The sequence below is a fragment of the Streptomyces sp. P9-2B-2 genome (assembly GCF_030406865.1).
GTDB classification, from domain to species: Bacteria; Actinomycetota; Actinomycetes; order Streptomycetales; family Streptomycetaceae; genus Streptomyces; species Streptomyces platensis.
The window spans coordinates 8193629-8210102 of record NZ_CP129126.1 but is presented as its reverse complement, the minus strand read 5'-3'; the positions used below and the strand labels follow the sequence as shown (position 1 = coordinate 8210102).

The window sequence follows — 16474 nt, the reverse complement described above, 5'->3', positions numbered from 1 at the left end:
CCACTCCCCACACCACTGGAGCAGCCACCCCATGGACCTCAGCACCACCCCGGACGCCCGCACCCCCGACTCCGCCGCCGGCGGCCCCGCGGACCTCGTCTTCCTCTCCGGTCCCGTGCACACCGTCGACTCCGCGCGCACGCGGGCGAGCGCGGTGGCGGTGCGCGGCGACCGCATCCTCGCCGTCGGGCACGAGGAGGAGGTCCGCCCGCTGATCGGGCCCGCCACGGAGATCGTCGATCTGCACGGCAAGCTGCTGATCCCCGGGTTCCAGGACGCGCATGTCCATCCGGTCGGCGGCGGGCGGGAGTTGGCGCTGTGCGATCTGAGCGCGGCGGTCACGGCCGACGCGTACCGGGAACTGATCAGCGCGTACGCGGCGGCGCATCCGGAGGTTGCCTGGATCACCGGCGGCGGCTGGTCCATGGAGGCGTTCCCCGGCGGCACCCCGACCCGCGAGTTCCTGGACGCGCTGGTCCCCGACCGTCCGGTGTTCCTGGTCAACCGCGACCACCACGGCGGCTGGGCCAACTCCTGCGCCCTGGAGCGGGCCGGGCTCACCGACCGTACGCCGGACCCGGCCGACGGGCGGATCGAACGGGACGCCGACGGCCGGCCGACCGGCATGCTCCAGGAAGGCGCCATGCAGCTGGTGGCCGACCTGATCCCGGAACCGACGGTCGCCGAGCAGACCGAGGGACTGCTCCGGGCGCAGCGCCTCCTCCACGCGTACGGCGTCACCGCATGGCAGGACGCGATGCTGGGCTACGCCCCGGGGATGCCCGACGCCGCCCCCGCCTATGTGGCCGCCCGGCGCGACGGGAAGCTCACCGCGCGGGTGACCGGGGCGCTGTGGTGGGACCGGGCCCGCGGAGCGGAGCAGATCCCCGAACTCATCGCGCGGCGTGCGGAGTTGACGGCGGGGCGGCTGCGGGCGACCAGTGTCAAGATCATGCAGGACGGCATCGCCGAGAACCACACGGCCGCCATGCTCACCCCCTACCTCACCGCATGCGGCTGCGCCTCCGACAACAGCGGCATCTCCTTCATCGACCCAGAGGCGCTGCGGAGCTACGTCACCCAGCTGGACGCGGAGGGCTTCCAGGTGCACTTCCACGCCCTGGGCGACCGGGCCGTACGCGAGGCGCTGGACGCCGTCGAGGCGGCCCGGCGGACGAACGGGCTGCGCGACACCCGGCCGCATCTGGCCCACCTCCAGGTCGTGCACCCCGAGGACATTCCGCGCTTCCGCCGGCTCGGGGCGACCGCGAACATCCAGGCACTGTGGGCGGCCCACGAGCCGCAGATGGACGAGCTGACCATCCCGTTCCTGGGGTCCGAGCGCGCCGCCTGGCAGTACCCGTTCGGTGATCTGCTGCGTTCGGGCGCCACCCTGGCGGCGGGCAGCGACTGGCCGGTCAGCTCCCCCGACCCGATCGCCGCGCTGCATGTCGCGGTCAACCGCCGTGCGCCGGAGGACCCGCCGTCGGCGCCGGTCTTCCTGCCCGAGCAGCGCATCGACCTGGGTGCGGCGCTCGCCGCGTACACGGCCGGCAGCGCCTACGCCAACCACCTCGACGACACCGGCACCATCCAGCCCGGGAAGATCGCCGACCTGGTGGTGCTCGACCGCGACCCGTTCGACGGCGCCGACGAGGAGATCGCCGCGACCCGGGTGCTGCAGACCTTCGTCGGGGGAGAGCGGGTGTACGCGGCCGATGACGCCTGAGGGCGACGCATAACGGGCTGGCCCGTCGGCGCGTGCGGCAGGACCGCGTCCGACGGGCCCGTCCCCTTCCCTGGGCATGGGGGCGGGCCAGGGCGCCGCACCACCGGGCCCGTCAGCCACGCCCCACCCGTGCCCGTGCCTCCAGTGCGGTCAGCCACCCCGGCACGGCCACCCGCTCCCCCGGCCCGCCGGGGCGGCCCGCCGCTACTCGATGACCAGCTCGACCTCGATGTTGCCGCGGGTGGCCTTGGAGTACGGGCAGAACTGGTGCGTGGCCTCGACCAGCTGCCGGCCGGTCTCGCCCGCGAGGGTCTCCGGCAGCTCCACCCGCATCACGACGCCCAGGCCGAAGCCGGTGTCGTCCTTGCCGATGGAGACCTCGGCGGTGACCGAGACATCCTTGGTGTCGATCTTCATCTGCCGGCCGACATTGCTCATCGCGCTGGCGAAGCAGGCCGCGTATCCGGCGGCGAAGAGCTGCTCAGGGTTGCTGCCGGCGCCGTTGCCGCCGAGCTCGGGAGGCATGGCCAGGGCCAGGTCGATCCGGCCGTCGGAGCTGACGGCCCGGCCCTCACGGCCATTGGCGGTGGCGACAGCGGTGTACAGCGCGTCCATCACGGTTCCCCTTCGATAGCCGGCGGCCGTTCCCCGGCCGCCCGATGTCCCTCACAGTCGCACACATCTAAATTGCGCGCAACTAAGTTGCGCACAACTAAATACCTTGGCGAGCTAACCTGGGTCCATGACCCCTGCGACCAGGCCCCCGGTACCCGACGCCGAACTGCTCCGCCTCGACCACCAGGTCTGCTTCTCCCTGCACGCCGCCTCGCGCGCCTTCGGCGGCATCTACCGGGACGCCCTCAAGGACCTGGGCCTGACCTACCCCCAGTACCTGGTCATGCTGGTCCTGTGGGAGCACGGCTCCCAGCCGGTCAAAACCATCGGCGAACAGCTCCGGCTGGACTCCGGGACCCTCTCCCCGCTGCTCAAACGCCTGGAGTCGGCCGGCCTGGTCCGCCGCGAACGGAGCACCGAGGACGAGCGCTCGGTCACCATCCACCTCACCCCGGCCGGCGACGAGCTGCGCGAACAGGCCCTGCCGGTCCCCCGCAGGATGCTGACCGCGACCGGCCTCACGATCGAGGAACTGCGCACGCTCCAGGGCCTGTTGGGCCGGGTGACGAGCGCCCTCGACGAGGCCTGACCCCGGGCGGTTCGCGAGTCCGCCGCCCTTCGCCCCGTACCTCCCGGCGGTCCGCGGCGTTACGTACGTAGGTGCTTTCCGCGGTGTCCGCAAGGCGAGGTGCGGACACGTTGTCCACCCCGGTCGCTCATCACCCCATTGAGCTACCAAGGTTGGGGAGTCATCGGGACAAAGGCGTATAAAGGGTGGTCAAACCAGCCGGAGCCGCCGGTGATATCCCGCCCACGACGCGGTTGGCAGCATCGCCTACGACAAGCGGAGGAGCGCCACGTGAACGCGGCAGAAGTTGTCAACACCTTGCTGGTCCAACGATTCGGGGTTTCCCCCGCCGACATCACCGACGAGACTCCGCTGCGCAGCCTGCGACTGGACTCCCTGGCCCTGGAGGAGCTGCGCGTCCTCATCGAGGAGCGGCTGGACATCGACCTCGACGAGGTGTCACTGACCCCCCGGAACACCGTGGGCCAGCTGGTGACGGCCGTCGACGGCAACGTTCCGGCATGACGGCCCGCCAGGAGCCGTTCTCCGCGGCCGTGACAGGACTGGGACTGGTGACCGCGGCGGGCGTGGGGGCGAAGGCCACCTGGCACACCGTCACCCAGGAAACGGTGCCGAGCGGCGTGAGCCACCAGGAAGAACTCGCCGATCTGCCCTGCGACTTCATGTACACCATCGCGGATCTGGACACGACCGAGCTGCTCGGCGTGGCCACCCAGCGGCTGATGGACCGCTTCTCGCAGCTCGCGGTGATCGCGGCCCGGGAGGCCGTCGCCGACGCCGGGCTGGACCCGGAGTCCTGGGACAGCGCCCGGGTCGCGGTGGTCATCGGCTCCGCGCACGGCGGGCTGCCGTTCTACGACCAGCAGCATGTCGCGATGGCCGGGCGCGGCGCCCGCCGGGTCTCCCCCAAGCTCGCCCCGCTGACCGTCGTCAACAGTGCCGCGAGCAGCGTCTGCATGGACCTCGGCGCCCAGGGCCCCAGCTTGGGCGTGGCGACGGCCTGCTCCTCCGGCACGGTCGCCGTGGGCACCGCACACCAGCTGCTGCGCGCCGGGGTCTGCGATATCGCCATCGCGGGCGGCGCCGAGTCGGTGCTGTCCCGGCTGCTGATCGCCAGCGCCTGCCAGATGAAGGCGGTCTCCACCCGCCGGGACGACCCGGCCACGGCCTGCCGCCCCTTCGACGTGGGCCGGGACGGTTTCGTGGTCGGCGAGGGCGCCGGGCTCCTCGTCCTGGAACGGCCCGAGCACGCAAGCGCCCGCCGGGCCCCCGTCCGTGCCCATATCCGCGGCTACGGCGCGTCGAGCGATGCCTATGCGGCGGTCGCCCCGGACCCCGAGGGCAACGGCATCGAGCGGGCGCTGCGCAGCGCGCTGGCGGACGCGCAGGTGCAGGGCCGGGACGTCGGCCATGTCAACGCGCACGGCACCTCGACGATCGTCAACGACCGCGTCGAGGCCACCGTGCTGCGGCGGGTCCTCGGTGATCACCCGCTGGTCACCTCGACCAAGGGGATGACCGGGCACGCGCTGGGCGCCGCCGGCGGGATCGAGACCGCGCTCACCGTGCTCGCCCTGGAACAGCAACTGGTGCCGCCGACCGCCAACCTCGATGTGCCGGATCCGCGGATCCCGATCGACATCGTCCGCACGGAGGCCCGGCAGGCGGCGTTCGACTGCGCGGTCAAGACGTCGCTCGGCTTCGGCGGGCACAATGCCGCGCTCGTACTGACCCGCTAGGGCCTGTCCGCCACCGCGCGCCCCGTCCGCCGGTGCCCCGAGAAGGAAACTGCCATGTCCGAGGAAATGATCCGTTCTCTGTCGGTGCGCGGGGTGTCCTACTCCTACCGTCGACTGCGCCAGCCGGAGCGGATCACCGAGCCCGTTCTGGTGCTGGGCGGCGCCCTCCAGGGGATGTACGGCTGGCCGCAGATGGAGGACCACGTGGGGCCGGTGGCGGACGTGGTCACCGCCGATCTGCCGGGCATGGGCAGCGCGGACCCGCTGCCCCCGGGGCCGAGCATCGATGTCGTGTGCGCGGCGGTGGAGCGGATCATCGACGATCTGGAGGTCCCGCGGATCAACCTCTTCGGGTTCTCGTACGGGGCGGGTCTGGCCTACGGGTGTGCCCGGCGGTTCCCCGGGCGGATCGCGCGGCTGGCCCTCGGCGGGGTCCCGGCGCATATCAGCGACGCCCAGGTCGAGCTGTGGCGGCGGGCCTCCGAGCATCTCGCGCAGGGCGACAACGAAGCCTTCGCCACCCTGGTCGCGCAGGGCCTGATGTGCCTCGACGACCGCCGGCACGTGGCCCGCCGGAAGCTGGCCTACCGCTATGTCCGGCGCTCGATGCTGCACGCGGCCCGGAGCTCCCAGCACGCGGTCGAGTCGCTGCGCCGCGGGATCTCGGACCGTCCGGACTTCTCCGGCGGGCTGACCGACGTCCCCACCCTCGTCTTCAGCGGCGAGCACGACACGGTGACCTCCCCGGCCCGCCAGCGGGACTTCGCGGCCACCATCTCGGACAGCCGCTTTCTGACGATTCCCGATGCCGATCACTGGGTGGTACTCGAACGCCCGCAGGAGGTCGCGGACTTGGCGGCCCGGTTCTTCACCGACGGCCCGCTCAGCTCGGCGCCCTGTCTGGCGCCGGTGGTGCGCGAGGAGCCGTCACCGGCCGATCCGGCCTGTGTGTGAGCCGCGGGACCTCCGACAGCATTCCCTTGCGGCTATATAACCCGAGTGGCATGCTGAAGCCATGCCCCTACCGTTCGACGTACTCGCGGAGCCGAGCCGGCGCAAGATCCTCGACCTGCTGCTGGAGCGCCCACGGCTGGTCGGCGAGCTGACACAGCAGCTCGGGCTGAGCCAGCCCGGCACCTCCAAGCATCTCCGGGTGCTGCGGGAGGCCGGGCTCGTCCAGGTCCGGCAGGACGCGCAGCGCCGCTGGTACGAGCTCCGGCCCGAGCCGCTGGCGGAGCTGGACGCCTGGCTCGCCCACTACCGGCATCTGTGGACCGGCCGCCTGGACGTGCTGGAACGGCACCTCGACGCCATGGAGGACGACCCCCGATGAACCCGCACTCCGACACCCTCACCACCGGCGACGGCCGCAGCGCACTGCGTATGGAGCGCAGACTCGCCCATCCGCCCGCGAAGGTCTGGTCGGCGATCACCGACCCGGCGCACATGGGGCAGTGGTTCCCCTCCGAGGTCACCGTGGAGCTCCGCCCCGGCGGCGCGATGACCTTCGCCATGCCCGGGGTGAGCGATATCGCCATGACCGGCACGGTCACCGATGCCGAGGAGCCCCGGCTCTTCGCGTTCACCTGGGGCGAGGACCATCTGCGCTGGGAGATCACCCCGGACGGCGACGGCTCGCTGCTGGTCCTGGTGCACACCTTCGGCGACCGGTTCGGCGGCGCCAGCTTCGCCTCCGGCTGGCATCTGTGCCTCACCGCGCTGTCACAGCTGCTCGACGGCGACTCGCCGCATGTGGAGCGCGATGCGGGCGAGCTGCACGAGGCGTATCTGGAGCAGTTCGATCTCGGGCGCGGGGTGGTCGAGGACACCGCGGAGGGGCCGCGGGTCCGTTTCGAGCGTCAGCTCGTACGGTCCACCGAGACCGTCTGGGCCGCGCTGACCTCGGGGGACGAGCCCGCCGCTGGGGCGCCCGCGCCGGCCGGCTTCACCAGTCGGCAGGCGCCGGCCGGGCCCGTCACCGAGGTCGCGGCCTCGGCAGTGCTCGCGTACCGCTGGCACCCGGAGGGCACGGTCCGCTGGGAGCTGGGCCAGGGCACCGGCCACGGCCCCCGGCTCGTCCTCACCCAGACCGGCCCGCAGGGCTTCGACACGGACGCCGCGCTGGACGCGTGGCACGAACGGATCGAGCAGCTCGCCGCGCAGCTGATGGCGGGCTGAATTCCCGCCTCCCGCTTTACCGCCGCATACTCGCGCCCCCTATGGACTCCCTAGGGGGCGTCGCGCATGGGGCCGCTCCTCGGCATTGCCGACCCGTCGGCGCCCGCCGCGGAAATCGCGCCCGCACGGTGTGAGCCAGGCAACTCCGCGGTGCCGTGAAACGGAATGCCGTGCCCTGCCCGCGTGATGCGCGGCACGCGACGTACGTCACGTACGAGCATTCCTAGTCGCGGCTCCACCCCGCGCTTACCGCGATTCGCGGTATTTACAACGGACATTCCACCCAATCTCACGAAGATAGGTAGTACAAGGCATCTTTGCCACCATCCCGGGCCCGCGCTAACCATGTTTCCCGTTAGCACCGAGAACGAGCCCGCGATCTCAGCCGGAGCGGCGTAACGCGGCAATGACCCTCGGTCCTCACGCGCCAACCGAAGGCCGTTTCCCCCGCCACCAAGCCCTGGAAGAGGTCACCTCCGCATGCCCGACTTCACCCTGCCCCGCACTGTCCGCCTCACCCGTACGCACAAGGTCTCCGCCGCACTCGTGGCCACCGCGGGCTGCGCCGCCGCCCTGGCGTTCACCGCGGCGCCCGGCAACGCCGCGACCACCACGGCCGCCCACGCGCCGGCCGCGGTCAAGCCGGTCAGTGCCAACGGCATGCCGCTCACCGCGAAGGACCGGGCCGACGACGGCAAGCAGGCCCGTGCGGTGGCCTCCTCCGTCGCCGCCGGCCTCAAGGTGGCCCCGGCCGAGAAGCAGAGCCACGCCGCCGAGCAAGCCGCCAACCGCTCCATCGAGCGCAAGGCCCTGGTCGCGCCGAAGGCCGCCCCGAAGGCCGCTCCCAAGGCCCCGAAGGCCGCGCCGAAGCGCTACGCGAACAACCTTGACGGCTGGATCCGTGAGTCGCTCGACATCATGAAGGCCAAGGGCATACCGGGCTCCTACGAGGGCCTGCACCGCAACATCATTCGGGAGTCCGCCGGTGACCCCAACGCCGTCAACGACTGGGACATCAACGCCATCAACGGCGTGCCCTCCAAGGGCCTGCTCCAGGTGATCCAGCCGACGTTCGACACCTACCACGTCTCCGGCACCCCCCATAAGCTCACCGACCCGATCGCCAACATCACCGCAGCGGCCAACTACGCCGCGGACCGGTACGGCTCGATCGACAACGTCAACTCGGCCTACTGAGCCGGGAAAACGCGACCGTCAGGACGGTCGGAGCAGACTGATCCGGGAGCGCACCGCGGCCCCGAACACAGCAACGGCAGTGGCCCTGCCCGCATCCCGCGGGTGGGGCCACTGCCGTTGCCGTCTGCGTTCCGGCACCGGCGCCGGGCCTCGGCGCCGGCCGCCGCCGGTCAGTAGCGGTCGCGCCGGGGCAGACCCTCGCCGAAGAGCGTGTCGAGAACCTCGGAGGCGATACGGAGTCCGTGCCGCTCCTTGGCCGTGAGGCGGTCCTGGTGGCGGCCATCGACCGGCGCCGCGGCGGCCGCACCGGTCGCGAGGAAGCCGGTGACGAGAAGACCCGTGAGCACGACGGAAATACGACGGAGCATAAGGATGTCCCTACGGTGAGTGGTGACGGTGTGCGCTGCCACCTTCCGTGGGCGACGGGCCCGGAGTCATGCGACAGCTCCGGGCGCTGCTGCGAACGGACCAGCGGCACCGCCGTATTGCCGTAGCGGAGCTCTCACCAACGGCCGAGCCGGTCCCGCTTTCCCCTGCTCCGCACCGCGGCAAAATCCGGCCGTGGCCGATCGTGAATCAGGGCACAATTGCCGCCCTTTTGGCCGCCGCCACAGTGCCCTGCGCCACATTTACGGATTACCGGCCCGTCCGGCCGTGCCCGCACCCGGCTGAATTCGCTGCAACCCGCGCCCGAACCGGGGTCGGACCGCGCTAATTCCGGTGTGAGCCAGGCAACTTATGGACGGGGCGCGAGCGGCCTTTGAGGCCGTTATCGGGTGACCCGAGGCACGCGATGTATGTCACTTACGACCTTGCCTAGTCGATACCCATGCGCCCATTCCGGGTCAACGGCGCCGGGAACGCTTACCACTTCCGCGATACGGGTTTATCTCACGAAGATGAGTAGTACAGAGCACCATTGCCTCGATTCGGGACCGGCGTTAACCATGGATTCCGACGCACTGAGAGCGAGTTTGCGGTTCACGCCCCACGGCGGACGCAACAAAGACCTCCGGTTCGTTACGCGCCGCCAAAAAAGGCCGCCTCCCCGTCCCCAGTACCTGGAAGAGGTCACTCTGCATGCCCAGCTTCACCCTGCCCCGCGCTGCCCGTATCACCCGCATCACCCGTACCCACAAGGTCGCCGTGGCCGTCCTGGCCGCCGCGGGTGCCACCTCGGGCCTGGCCCTCACCTCCGCCCCGGACACCGCTCAGGCCGCTTCTGAGCACGCCCCCGCCGCGGTCCAGCCCGTCAGCGCGAAGGGTCAGCCGGCCAAGGCGGACGACGCCAAGACCAGCCGTCCGGTGACCGCCTCGGTCGCCGACCACGTGAAGGTCACCGCTGTCGAGAAGCAGCACAGCGCCCAGCAGGCCGCCAACCGCTCCGCCGAGCGCAAGGACGTCAAGGAGTACCCGAACAACCTTGACGGCTGGATCCGCGAGTCCCTGGACATCATGAAGGCCAAGGGCATCCCCGGCTCCTACGAGGGCCTGCACCGCAACATCATGCGGGAGTCCGCCGGTGACCCCAACGCCGTCAACGACTGGGACATCAACGCCATCAACGGCGTGCCCTCCAAGGGCCTGCTCCAGGTGATCCAGCCCACGTTCGACACCTACCACGTCTCCGGCACCCCCCATAAGCTCACCGACCCGATCGCCAACATCACCGCAGCGGCCAACTACGCGGCCGACCGGTACGGCTCGATCGACAACGTCGACTCGGCCTACTGAGCCGACGGAGCACAAGAGCCGTCACCGGCACCCCAGGCCGGCCGAGCCAGATGAGGCGAGGGATATGACGGACCACACAAGCGAGCCGGCAGGCTCGGCATAGAGCAGCTTGCGAAGCGGCGGAATGGCGCGTTCGCCGCTGCGCGGTGGAGCGGGTCCCGGCGGTGCCGGGGCCCGCTTCGCTCTGTCGTGCGACCGGGGAGGCCCGGAACGGGGGCGTGGGGATCCGTTTCCGCCCGCCGGACGGGTGAGATGCAGGGCCGGTCGGCGGACTGACGGGTCATTGGGTCATAGAGTCAGGCGGTTCTGCGTATATGTGTCTTATCGGCAGGATTCTGCTCAAAAGCTGCCGAACCTGACTCAACCGAAGGCCTTCGGAGGCATGCGATGCCCTTGCGCAGATCCGGTCCGGCCCGCCGTACAGTCCCCCTTGCGGCCGGAACTCTCGTTTCTCTTCTCTCCGTGCTCGCTCTGCCCCTCGCGCTGCCCGGCTCCGCCACGGCGTCAGACGCCGAGAAGAGACCCGCCCACCCCGAGCAGGACTGGATGGGTTCCACGATCATGGCCCATGAGGGCGGCGACCGGGCGGCGGCCGGCGGTTCCGGGGCGCGGGCCTCGTCCAGAAGGGGCGTGTCCGGCGTCGACGTCTCCAGTCACAACAAGAAGGTCGGCTGGTCCTCGCTGCGCAGGTCCGGGGTCCGTTTCGCGTACGTCAAGGCCAGCGAGGGGACCAGCTACACGAACCCGTACTTCACACAGCAGTACAGGGGCTCGTACAACTCCGGCATGATCCATGGCGCCTACCACTTCGCCCTGCCCGACCACTCCAGCGGAGGCTCCCAGGCGCGGTACTTCGCCGACCACGGCGGCGACTGGTCCGGGGACGGCAGGACGCTGCCCGGCGCGCTCGACATGGAGTACAACCCCTACGGCGCGACCTGCTACGGCAAGAGCCACAAGGCGATGGTCAGCTGGATCCGCGACTTCACGCGGACCTACCGGGAGGAGACCGGCCGCCACGCGGTCATCTACACCTCCACCAACTGGTGGAAGAAGTGCACCGGCAACTCCGGAAAGTTCGGCCGGACGAACCCGCTGTGGATCCCGCGCTACGGCTCGTCCGTGGGCGCACTGCCGGCCGGCTGGCACTTCCACAGCATCTGGCAGCACACCTCCTCGGGCCATGTGGTCGGCGACCGGAACCGTTTCAACGGTTCGTTCACCCGCCTCCAGGTCCTCGCTGACGGCGACTGACACCATTCGCAACGGCCGGTCCCCGGCGCCCCCCGCGGCGCCGGGGACCGGCCGTTTCCGTGGCGCGCGACGGCCGGGCACCGTTTTTGGACAACTCCTCCGGGATGACCGCGAATTCCCGCCGCGGTACAACCATCCACGGCCGAACGCTGTCCAACACTGCGAAATGACCACGCGACGCACTGCACCCAACGGGGGGTTTTCCATGAAGCGTTCTCGTGCCATCACAGGAGCCGCGGCACTGGCCGTGGCCGGTATCGCCACGATGGCGACAGCCACCACCGCGTCCGCCGCACCGGCGGCCGCCGCCAAGTACAACGGAGCCTGCGGAAGCGGCTACAGCGTAGTGAATTCCGTACCGGTCACCGGAAAGGGGACCGTGTACCTGACGTACAGCGCCAAGACCGGAAAGAACTGTGTCGTGACGGTGCGGAACAGCCCCGGCAAGAAGGTGTACATGTACACCTACCTCACGGCCACCGACGGCAGTTCCGACTGGGTTTACGACAGCGGTCAGTACACCTCGTACGCCGGTCCCGTCTATCTGCCCGGAAAGGGCATCTGTGTGGACTGGGGCGGCGCGATCGAGTCGGTCAGCGTCAGCGTTTCCGGCTCCAACTGCGGCCGGATGGCGGCCGGTGTGGTGACACACCACTGATCCCCCACGACGGCGGGTTCCCGGGCAGCGTCCACCCGGGAACCCGCCGTCGGCGTATCGCGGGGCGGGCCGGGGCCACAACTCACCTGCCCGTACGCCTACTTGGCGACCTTCAACGGGGGCGCGATCACGCCGGACGGCTCCGGTGCTCGGCCGCCGCGGCGGCCGCGATGTTGCGGGCCATACCGCCGAACACCGCGGCGTGGAAGGGGGAGACGGACCACCAGTAGGCGTGGCCGGTCAGTCCGTGCGGGTGGAACAGGGCCCGCTGCCCGTAGAGCGTACGGCCGTCGGCGTCGCGGCCGACCGTCAGTTCCAGCCAGGCCAGGCCCGGGAGCCGCATCTCGGCACGCAGCCGCAGCAGCCGGCCCGGCTCGACCTCCTCGACGCGCCAGAAGTCGAGCGAATCGCCGACCCGCAGCCGGCCGGCGTCCCGTCGGCCGCGGCGCAGCCCCACCCCGCCGACCAGCCGGTCCAGCCAGCCGCGCACCGCCCAGGCGAGCGGCAGGGAGTACCAGCCGTTGTCGCCGCCGATGCCTTCGACGACCCGCCACAGCGCCTCGGGCGGCGCGTCCACGGCCCGCTCCCGCCGGTCGGTGTAGAGGCTGCCGCCGGCCCAGTCGGGGTCGGTCGGCAGCGGGTCGCTCGGCGCTCCGGGTACCGCGGCGTTGGACCAGCGGGTGGCGACCTCGGCGTCCCGCACCCGGCGCAGCGCCAGTTCCAGCGCGTCGTCGAAGGCGATGGGGTGGCCCGGCGGGTCCGGGTCGGGGACGTAGCGGGCGATGTCGTGCTCGTGGCAGACGACTTCGTAGCGCAGCGATTCGGCGAGCGGGCGGGCCAGGCCGGGCGGCACCGGGGTGACCAGGCCGATCCAGAGGCTGGAAAGGCGCGGGGTGAGCATCGGCACGGGGAGGATCAGCCGTTCCGGCAGCCCGGCGACCCGTGCGTAGCGCTGCATCATGTCGCGGTAGGTGAGGATGTCGGGTCCGCCGATGTCGAAGGCCCGGCTGACGTCGCCGGGGAGGCGGGCGCAGCCCACCAGATAGCGCAGCACATCGCGGACGGCGACCGGCTGGATGCGGGTGCGCACCCAGCTGGGGGTGACCATGACCGGCAGCCGCTCGGTGAGATAGCGCAGCATCTCGAACGAGGCGGAGCCGGAGCCGATGATGACGGCGGCGCGCAGTACGGCGGTGGGGACGCCGGATGCCAGCAGGATGTCCGCGACCTCGGCGCGGGAGCGCAGGTGGGGCGACAGTTCCCGTTCCGGGATGCCCTCGGGGGTGAGGCCGCCGAGGTAGACGATGCGGCGGACGCCGGCGGCGCGGGCCTGCCGGGCGAAGATCTGCGCGGCCCGGCGGTCGGTGTCCTCGAACCGGCCGCCGCTGCCCAGGGCGTGCACCAGGTAGTACGCGACCTCGACACCGGCCACCGCGGTCCGGACCGAGTCCTCGTCGGTGACATCGCCGCTCTGCACCTCCGTCCGCCCGGCCCAGGGGTGATCGCGCAGCTTCTCCGGTGTCCTGGCCAGTGCCCGTACGGCGTATCCGGCAGCCAGCAGCTCGGGGATCAGACGGCCGCCGATGTAGCCGGTGGCGCCGGTGACCAGGGCGCGCGGGCGTCCCGTGGGGTGCCGCCTGGCGCCTGTGCCGGCCATCCGCGCGGCCTCCTCCGGCTCGGTAGCAGCATGATCAGCCTGCCCGCCAAGTGTGTCACCGGTTCCGCGACCGGGCATTACGGCGCGGGGTGCGGGTCAGCGGGTGTCCGGCCGGGCCGTCCTGATCAGGTGCACCTGGCGCAGCGGGCGGAGCGTGCGGTCCGGGTCGGGCTGCCAGCCGTGCTCCGCGGCGACCTCCAGCAGTCCGTGGGCACCGATGCCCCGGCAGACATGGAACCGGATGAACGTCGTGGTGACCGCGGGCTTCGGCCGGCCGAGCTGCTCACCGACCCAGGCGCAGTAGAACTCGGGGTCGCCCGCACGCTCGTGCCGCAGCTCCCGCGGGGTCACCCACCACCGGGGGCGGAACGGGAACGGATCGAGGGCCCAGTCCAGCAGGCGCAGCATCGGCTTGTCGAAGAAGATCAGCCGTAGGGGGCATAGGCCGGCGGGGCGGATCGGAGGGGGGAGGGTGTCGCTGGCACCGAGGCATTCCATCATTCCCGTCCGGGGCATGCCAAAGCGCGGGCCGTGACCCTCCTGGTCAGCGGGGTGAGGGCGGCGCGGTGCTCTCCCGCGCCTCCAGGTGCCGTGCGGCTGACCCGGGCGGGCGGCCGGTAGCGGCCGGACGGGGCCGGACGGGGCCGGACGGGGGGGCGGAGCGCCCGGGGCGTGGGTCAGGCCCGGGGCCCGCCCCACCGCGACCGGGGGTCCCGGCGCAGATCCGGCCGCCGCTCACGTCCGGAGCCGCGCCCGTTCCCCGGGCCGCCGTCACAGTCCTGGCCGCGCCCCCTCTCATGGCCGTACGCCGCCTCATGGTCCGGATCACGGCTCGGATCCAGGCCCAGCATGTCCATCAACAACGACAGGTCGTCCGCGTTCCGCGCATGGCCGGCCAGCGCCTTCCTGGCGAGCCGTCGTTCCTCGTCACACGGCACGGCGCGCGGCGCGGGGTCCTCGGCACTGCGGTGTTCATCGCTCACCGCTGCATTCTCGGCCGGACCACGGGACCGTGCCCGTCGAGCGAGCCGGGGACCGCCCCGTGGAAACCGCCCGGGAGACGCTGCTCCATACGGGTGGCACGAGCCCCGCGGCCCGGCTCGCGGCACGGGAACCCGCGGCCCCCCTTTTCCCTCTTTATGAGCACTTGATCGTGATCACTCAGCCGCGGAGTCCCCTGTGAAACGCCCCTACGCCGTCGTGCTCGCCGCCGCGCTCGCCGCCTCCTCCGTGCTGCTCGCCGGCTGCTCGGACGCCGGTCAGCCGGTCGACTTCAATGCCGGTGGGAAGGGCGACGGCGCCGCGCGGGCCAAGCCCGTCGACGACGACACCCTCATGCCGACCGGCCCGAAGAGCGACTTCCGTATCACCCGGACACTGGACGACGGCACCCACATAGCGCGGGCGACGCTGCACGGCCAGAAATCCGGCGTCACCGGAAGCGTCTGGGTCTGGGCTCCCAAGGAATACGGCGACCCGAAATACGCCAAAAGCGGATTTCCGGTGCTGATAGCCCTGCCGGGCGGCCTGGGCAGCCCAAAGGAACCCGGCGGGGTCACGAATTACTGGGTCGGCGGCGATATCGAGCTGCAGGAGAACCTCACCCGGTGGACCGAGGAGGGCAAGAGCCTGCCGTTCCTCGTGGTGATGCCGATGCTCAACCCGGACACCCGGTACCACGACGCCAGCGATATACCCGGCAGCCAGAAGATGGGGACCTGGCTGACCGAGGACGTCGTCCAGCTGGCCCGGGCCAACTTCCGTACCTTCAAGTCCCGCGACGGCTGGGCCTTCATGGGGTCGTCCTCGGGCGGCTTCGCCGGGCTGAAGTCGGTGCTGAAGCACCCGGACAAGTTCAAGGCGGCGATAGCCAGCGGCCCGGATCTGGCGCCCGATTCGCCGTTGTGGGCGGGCCACCAGGCGGAGAAGTACGCCAACGATCCGGCGAAGCTCGCCCAGGGCCTGCTGCGCAAGGGCGGTCCGGACGTCTATCTCGCCTTCCAGGCCGGCTCCAGGGAGTCCAGCAAGGTCATCGCCCCCATCAACCGCTTTCGGCAGACCTACGGCAAGGGCCCGATCCGCACCGCCCTGCAGATCATCCCCGACGGCCGGCACAACGCCTGGGACTACCAGAAGGGCATGGCGGCCGGTTCGATCAAGTTCATCAGCGACCGGATGAAGGCCCCGGTCCCGAGCGGTTCCTGAACGGGGCGCCCCCGCGGCCGGGGCCCCAGCGGCGCCCGGGTGCGCGGATGCAGATCGCCTGGGAGGGGGTGATGCTGGAGTCGTGGGGGACCTTCGTGAGGAGGACGCATCATGTCCATGATGGACAAGATCAAGAGCATGCTGAAGGGCCACGAAAGCCAGACGGACAAGGGCATCGACAAGGCCGGCGACATGGCCGACGACAAGAGCCAGGGCAAGTTCAAGGGCCAGGTGGACACCGGCCAGGAGAAGCTCAGGGACGAGTTCGGCGGCGGGAAGGGCCCGGATCAGCCGCCGCGGCCCTGAATCACCGCCCTGAACCTGCGGCGGTCACGACCGCCCCACCGCTTACGCCGTACGGATGAGCACCGCGTGGTCCGCCGGGCCACGCGCCACACGACGGTGCCCGCCCCGGGGGTCGGGAGCGGGCACCGAGGGGCGAGTCGCCCGGACCTACGCCAACCGGATCTTCTCCGCCTGGGGGCCCTTCTGGCCCTGGGTGACCTCGAAGGTCACCTTCTGGCCCTCCTGAAGCTCACGGAAGCCCGTGGCGTCGATGTTCGAGTAGTGCGCGAAGACGTCGGCGCCGCCGCCGTCCTGGGCGATGAAGCCGAAGCCCTTCTCCGAGTTGAACCACTTCACGGTGCCTGAAGCCATATTCCGTCTCCTTCGTTCAATGGGCTCGAATCGGCTTCCGCCTGCTGCGGAACCCGGAGGTGATCGCCCTGGCCCGGAGACGCGCTACACAGCAAGGACGCCCGTGAAGGCGACACGGGCGTCCGGCACTTCGGAACCACGACAGCTGATCAGGACGCTACACCGAGCAACGCCCGGCAGGCCGCACAACCGTGACTGACGCGTCGCCCTTCACCGGGCAAGGCCATCGGCTGTCCTCCGTATTCCTGACCGATCGGATGGA

At 70.9% G+C, this 16474-nt stretch carries 19 protein-coding genes; 13 read left to right on the top strand and 6 right to left on the bottom strand.

The genetic code is table 11. The features are described 5' to 3' along the window. Positions 1 to 31: 31 nt before the first annotated feature. Positions 32 to 1729, top strand: a complete 1698-nt coding sequence (locus QT196_RS36035; RefSeq protein WP_290356437.1) for an amidohydrolase family protein — start codon at positions 32 to 34, stop codon at positions 1727 to 1729. Between the two features lie 204 nt (positions 1730 to 1933). Here QT196_RS36035 and QT196_RS36030 read toward each other — a convergent pair whose 3' ends face one another. Next, the gene (locus tag QT196_RS36030; RefSeq protein WP_168482812.1) at positions 1934 to 2344 is read right to left on the bottom strand and encodes an organic hydroperoxide resistance protein; all 411 of its coding nucleotides are present in this window, start codon (positions 2342 to 2344) and stop codon (positions 1934 to 1936) included. A gap of 127 nt (positions 2345 to 2471) precedes the next feature. Between QT196_RS36030 and QT196_RS36025 the strand changes: the two genes are divergently transcribed. The 7 genes from QT196_RS36025 (at position 2472) to QT196_RS35995 (ending at position 8047) form a co-directional block, all read left to right on the top strand. Next, on the top strand, positions 2472 to 2933 hold the full coding sequence (locus QT196_RS36025) for a MarR family transcriptional regulator (RefSeq protein ID WP_266736631.1): 462 nt from the start codon (positions 2472 to 2474) through the stop codon (positions 2931 to 2933). A 270-nt stretch (positions 2934 to 3203) separates the two neighbouring features. Further along, positions 3204 to 3437: an acyl carrier protein gene (locus tag QT196_RS36020; protein ID WP_042158118.1), complete on the top strand. Its 234-nt coding sequence runs from the start codon at positions 3204 to 3206 to the stop codon at positions 3435 to 3437. Beyond that, positions 3434 to 4672, top strand: a complete 1239-nt coding sequence (locus tag QT196_RS36015) for a beta-ketoacyl-[acyl-carrier-protein] synthase family protein (RefSeq protein WP_168482810.1) — start codon at positions 3434 to 3436, stop codon at positions 4670 to 4672. The genes QT196_RS36020 and QT196_RS36015 overlap by 4 nt, the downstream gene beginning before the upstream one ends. Positions 4673 to 4726: 54 nt before the next feature. After that, a complete protein-coding gene (locus tag QT196_RS36010) occupies positions 4727 to 5626 on the top strand; it encodes an alpha/beta hydrolase (RefSeq protein WP_168482809.1) in 900 nt (299 codons plus the stop codon). A 61-nt stretch (positions 5627 to 5687) separates the two neighbouring features. Further along, entirely contained in the window at positions 5688 to 6005 is a 318-nt protein-coding gene (locus tag QT196_RS36005; protein ID WP_168482808.1) for a metalloregulator ArsR/SmtB family transcription factor, read from the top strand. Then, positions 6002 to 6850: an SRPBCC family protein gene (locus QT196_RS36000; protein ID WP_168482807.1), complete on the top strand. Its 849-nt coding sequence runs from the start codon at positions 6002 to 6004 to the stop codon at positions 6848 to 6850. The genes QT196_RS36005 and QT196_RS36000 overlap by 4 nt, the downstream gene beginning before the upstream one ends. Before the next feature lie 480 nt (positions 6851 to 7330). Further along, entirely contained in the window at positions 7331 to 8047 is a 717-nt protein-coding gene (locus tag QT196_RS35995; RefSeq protein WP_168482806.1) for a transglycosylase SLT domain-containing protein, read from the top strand. A gap of 170 nt (positions 8048 to 8217) precedes the next feature. On the opposite strand, the gene QT196_RS35990 is transcribed toward QT196_RS35995, so the two are convergent. Next, positions 8218 to 8415 carry a hypothetical protein gene (locus QT196_RS35990; protein ID WP_168482805.1) on the bottom strand — a complete coding sequence of 66 codons (198 nt, stop codon included), beginning with the start codon at positions 8413 to 8415 and terminating at the stop codon, positions 8218 to 8220. Between the two features lie 712 nt (positions 8416 to 9127). On the opposite strand from QT196_RS35990, the gene QT196_RS35985 reads away from it, so the two are divergent. The 3 genes from QT196_RS35985 (at position 9128) to QT196_RS35975 (ending at position 11693) form a co-directional block, all read left to right on the top strand. Next, the gene (locus QT196_RS35985; RefSeq protein WP_211117501.1) at positions 9128 to 9781 is read left to right on the top strand and encodes a transglycosylase SLT domain-containing protein; all 654 of its coding nucleotides are present in this window, start codon (positions 9128 to 9130) and stop codon (positions 9779 to 9781) included. Positions 9782 to 10168: 387 nt separating this feature from the next. Continuing rightward, complete coding sequence (locus tag QT196_RS35980; RefSeq protein ID WP_168482804.1) at positions 10169 to 11035, top strand: lysozyme; 867 nt, start codon at positions 10169 to 10171, stop codon at positions 11033 to 11035. Positions 11036 to 11240: 205 nt separating this feature from the next. Next, positions 11241 to 11693 carry a spore-associated protein A gene (locus tag QT196_RS35975; RefSeq protein ID WP_168482803.1) on the top strand — a complete coding sequence of 151 codons (453 nt, stop codon included), beginning with the start codon at positions 11241 to 11243 and terminating at the stop codon, positions 11691 to 11693. Positions 11694 to 11820: 127 nt separating this feature from the next. On the opposite strand, the gene QT196_RS35970 is transcribed toward QT196_RS35975, so the two are convergent. The 3 genes from QT196_RS35970 to QT196_RS35960 all read right to left on the bottom strand — a co-directional run bounded on the left by QT196_RS35970 (position 11821) and on the right by QT196_RS35960 (position 14333). Continuing rightward, on the bottom strand, positions 11821 to 13350 hold the full coding sequence (locus QT196_RS35970) for an SDR family oxidoreductase (protein ID WP_168482802.1): 1530 nt from the start codon (positions 13348 to 13350) through the stop codon (positions 11821 to 11823). Positions 13351 to 13446: 96 nt separating this feature from the next. Next, entirely contained in the window at positions 13447 to 13866 is a 420-nt protein-coding gene (locus QT196_RS35965; RefSeq protein ID WP_290356435.1) for a hypothetical protein, read from the bottom strand. Between the two features lie 161 nt (positions 13867 to 14027). After that, on the bottom strand, positions 14028 to 14333 hold the full coding sequence (locus tag QT196_RS35960; protein WP_266736618.1) for a hypothetical protein: 306 nt from the start codon (positions 14331 to 14333) through the stop codon (positions 14028 to 14030). A 196-nt stretch (positions 14334 to 14529) separates the two neighbouring features. On the opposite strand from QT196_RS35960, the gene QT196_RS35955 reads away from it, so the two are divergent. Continuing rightward, positions 14530 to 15555, top strand: a complete 1026-nt coding sequence (locus tag QT196_RS35955; RefSeq protein ID WP_290356434.1) for an alpha/beta fold hydrolase — start codon at positions 14530 to 14532, stop codon at positions 15553 to 15555. 111 nt (positions 15556 to 15666) lie between these two features. After that, positions 15667 to 15861: an antitoxin gene (locus QT196_RS35950; RefSeq protein ID WP_085922225.1), complete on the top strand. Its 195-nt coding sequence runs from the start codon at positions 15667 to 15669 to the stop codon at positions 15859 to 15861. A gap of 147 nt (positions 15862 to 16008) precedes the next feature. Here the strand turns inward: QT196_RS35950 and QT196_RS35945 are convergent, their stop codons facing one another. Continuing rightward, the gene (locus QT196_RS35945; RefSeq protein WP_085922226.1) at positions 16009 to 16212 is read right to left on the bottom strand and encodes a cold-shock protein; all 204 of its coding nucleotides are present in this window, start codon (positions 16210 to 16212) and stop codon (positions 16009 to 16011) included. Positions 16213 to 16474 lie beyond the last annotated feature (262 nt).

Bases quoted from the DNA above. Each gene is read 5' to 3' on its own strand.
- QT196_RS36010 (WP_168482809.1), top strand. From the start codon at position 4,727: ATGTCCGAGGAAATGATCCGTTCTCTGTCGGTGCGCGGGGTGTCCTAC.
- QT196_RS36025 (WP_266736631.1), top strand. From the start codon at position 2,472: ATGACCCCTGCGACCAGGCCCCCGGTACCCGACGCCGAACTGCTCCGC.
- QT196_RS35990 (WP_168482805.1), bottom strand. From the start codon at position 8,415: ATGCTCCGTCGTATTTCCGTCGTGCTCACGGGTCTTCTCGTCACCGGC.
- QT196_RS36005 (WP_168482808.1), top strand. From the start codon at position 5,688: ATGCCCCTACCGTTCGACGTACTCGCGGAGCCGAGCCGGCGCAAGATC.
- QT196_RS35995 (WP_168482806.1), top strand. From the start codon at position 7,331: ATGCCCGACTTCACCCTGCCCCGCACTGTCCGCCTCACCCGTACGCAC.
- QT196_RS35950 (WP_085922225.1), top strand. From the start codon at position 15,667: ATGTCCATGATGGACAAGATCAAGAGCATGCTGAAGGGCCACGAAAGC.
- QT196_RS35980 (WP_168482804.1), top strand. From the start codon at position 10,169: ATGCCCTTGCGCAGATCCGGTCCGGCCCGCCGTACAGTCCCCCTTGCG.
- QT196_RS35985 (WP_211117501.1), top strand. From the start codon at position 9,128: ATGCCCAGCTTCACCCTGCCCCGCGCTGCCCGTATCACCCGCATCACC.
- QT196_RS36015 (WP_168482810.1), top strand. From the start codon at position 3,434: ATGACGGCCCGCCAGGAGCCGTTCTCCGCGGCCGTGACAGGACTGGGA.
- QT196_RS35945 (WP_085922226.1), bottom strand. From the start codon at position 16,212: ATGGCTTCAGGCACCGTGAAGTGGTTCAACTCGGAGAAGGGCTTCGGC.
- QT196_RS36035 (WP_290356437.1), top strand. From the start codon at position 32: ATGGACCTCAGCACCACCCCGGACGCCCGCACCCCCGACTCCGCCGCC.
- QT196_RS35970 (WP_168482802.1), bottom strand. From the start codon at position 13,350: ATGGCCGGCACAGGCGCCAGGCGGCACCCCACGGGACGCCCGCGCGCC.
- QT196_RS35975 (WP_168482803.1), top strand. From the start codon at position 11,241: ATGAAGCGTTCTCGTGCCATCACAGGAGCCGCGGCACTGGCCGTGGCC.
- QT196_RS36000 (WP_168482807.1), top strand. From the start codon at position 6,002: ATGAACCCGCACTCCGACACCCTCACCACCGGCGACGGCCGCAGCGCA.
- QT196_RS35965 (WP_290356435.1), bottom strand. From the start codon at position 13,866: ATGCCCCGGACGGGAATGATGGAATGCCTCGGTGCCAGCGACACCCTC.
- QT196_RS36030 (WP_168482812.1), bottom strand. From the start codon at position 2,344: ATGGACGCGCTGTACACCGCTGTCGCCACCGCCAATGGCCGTGAGGGC.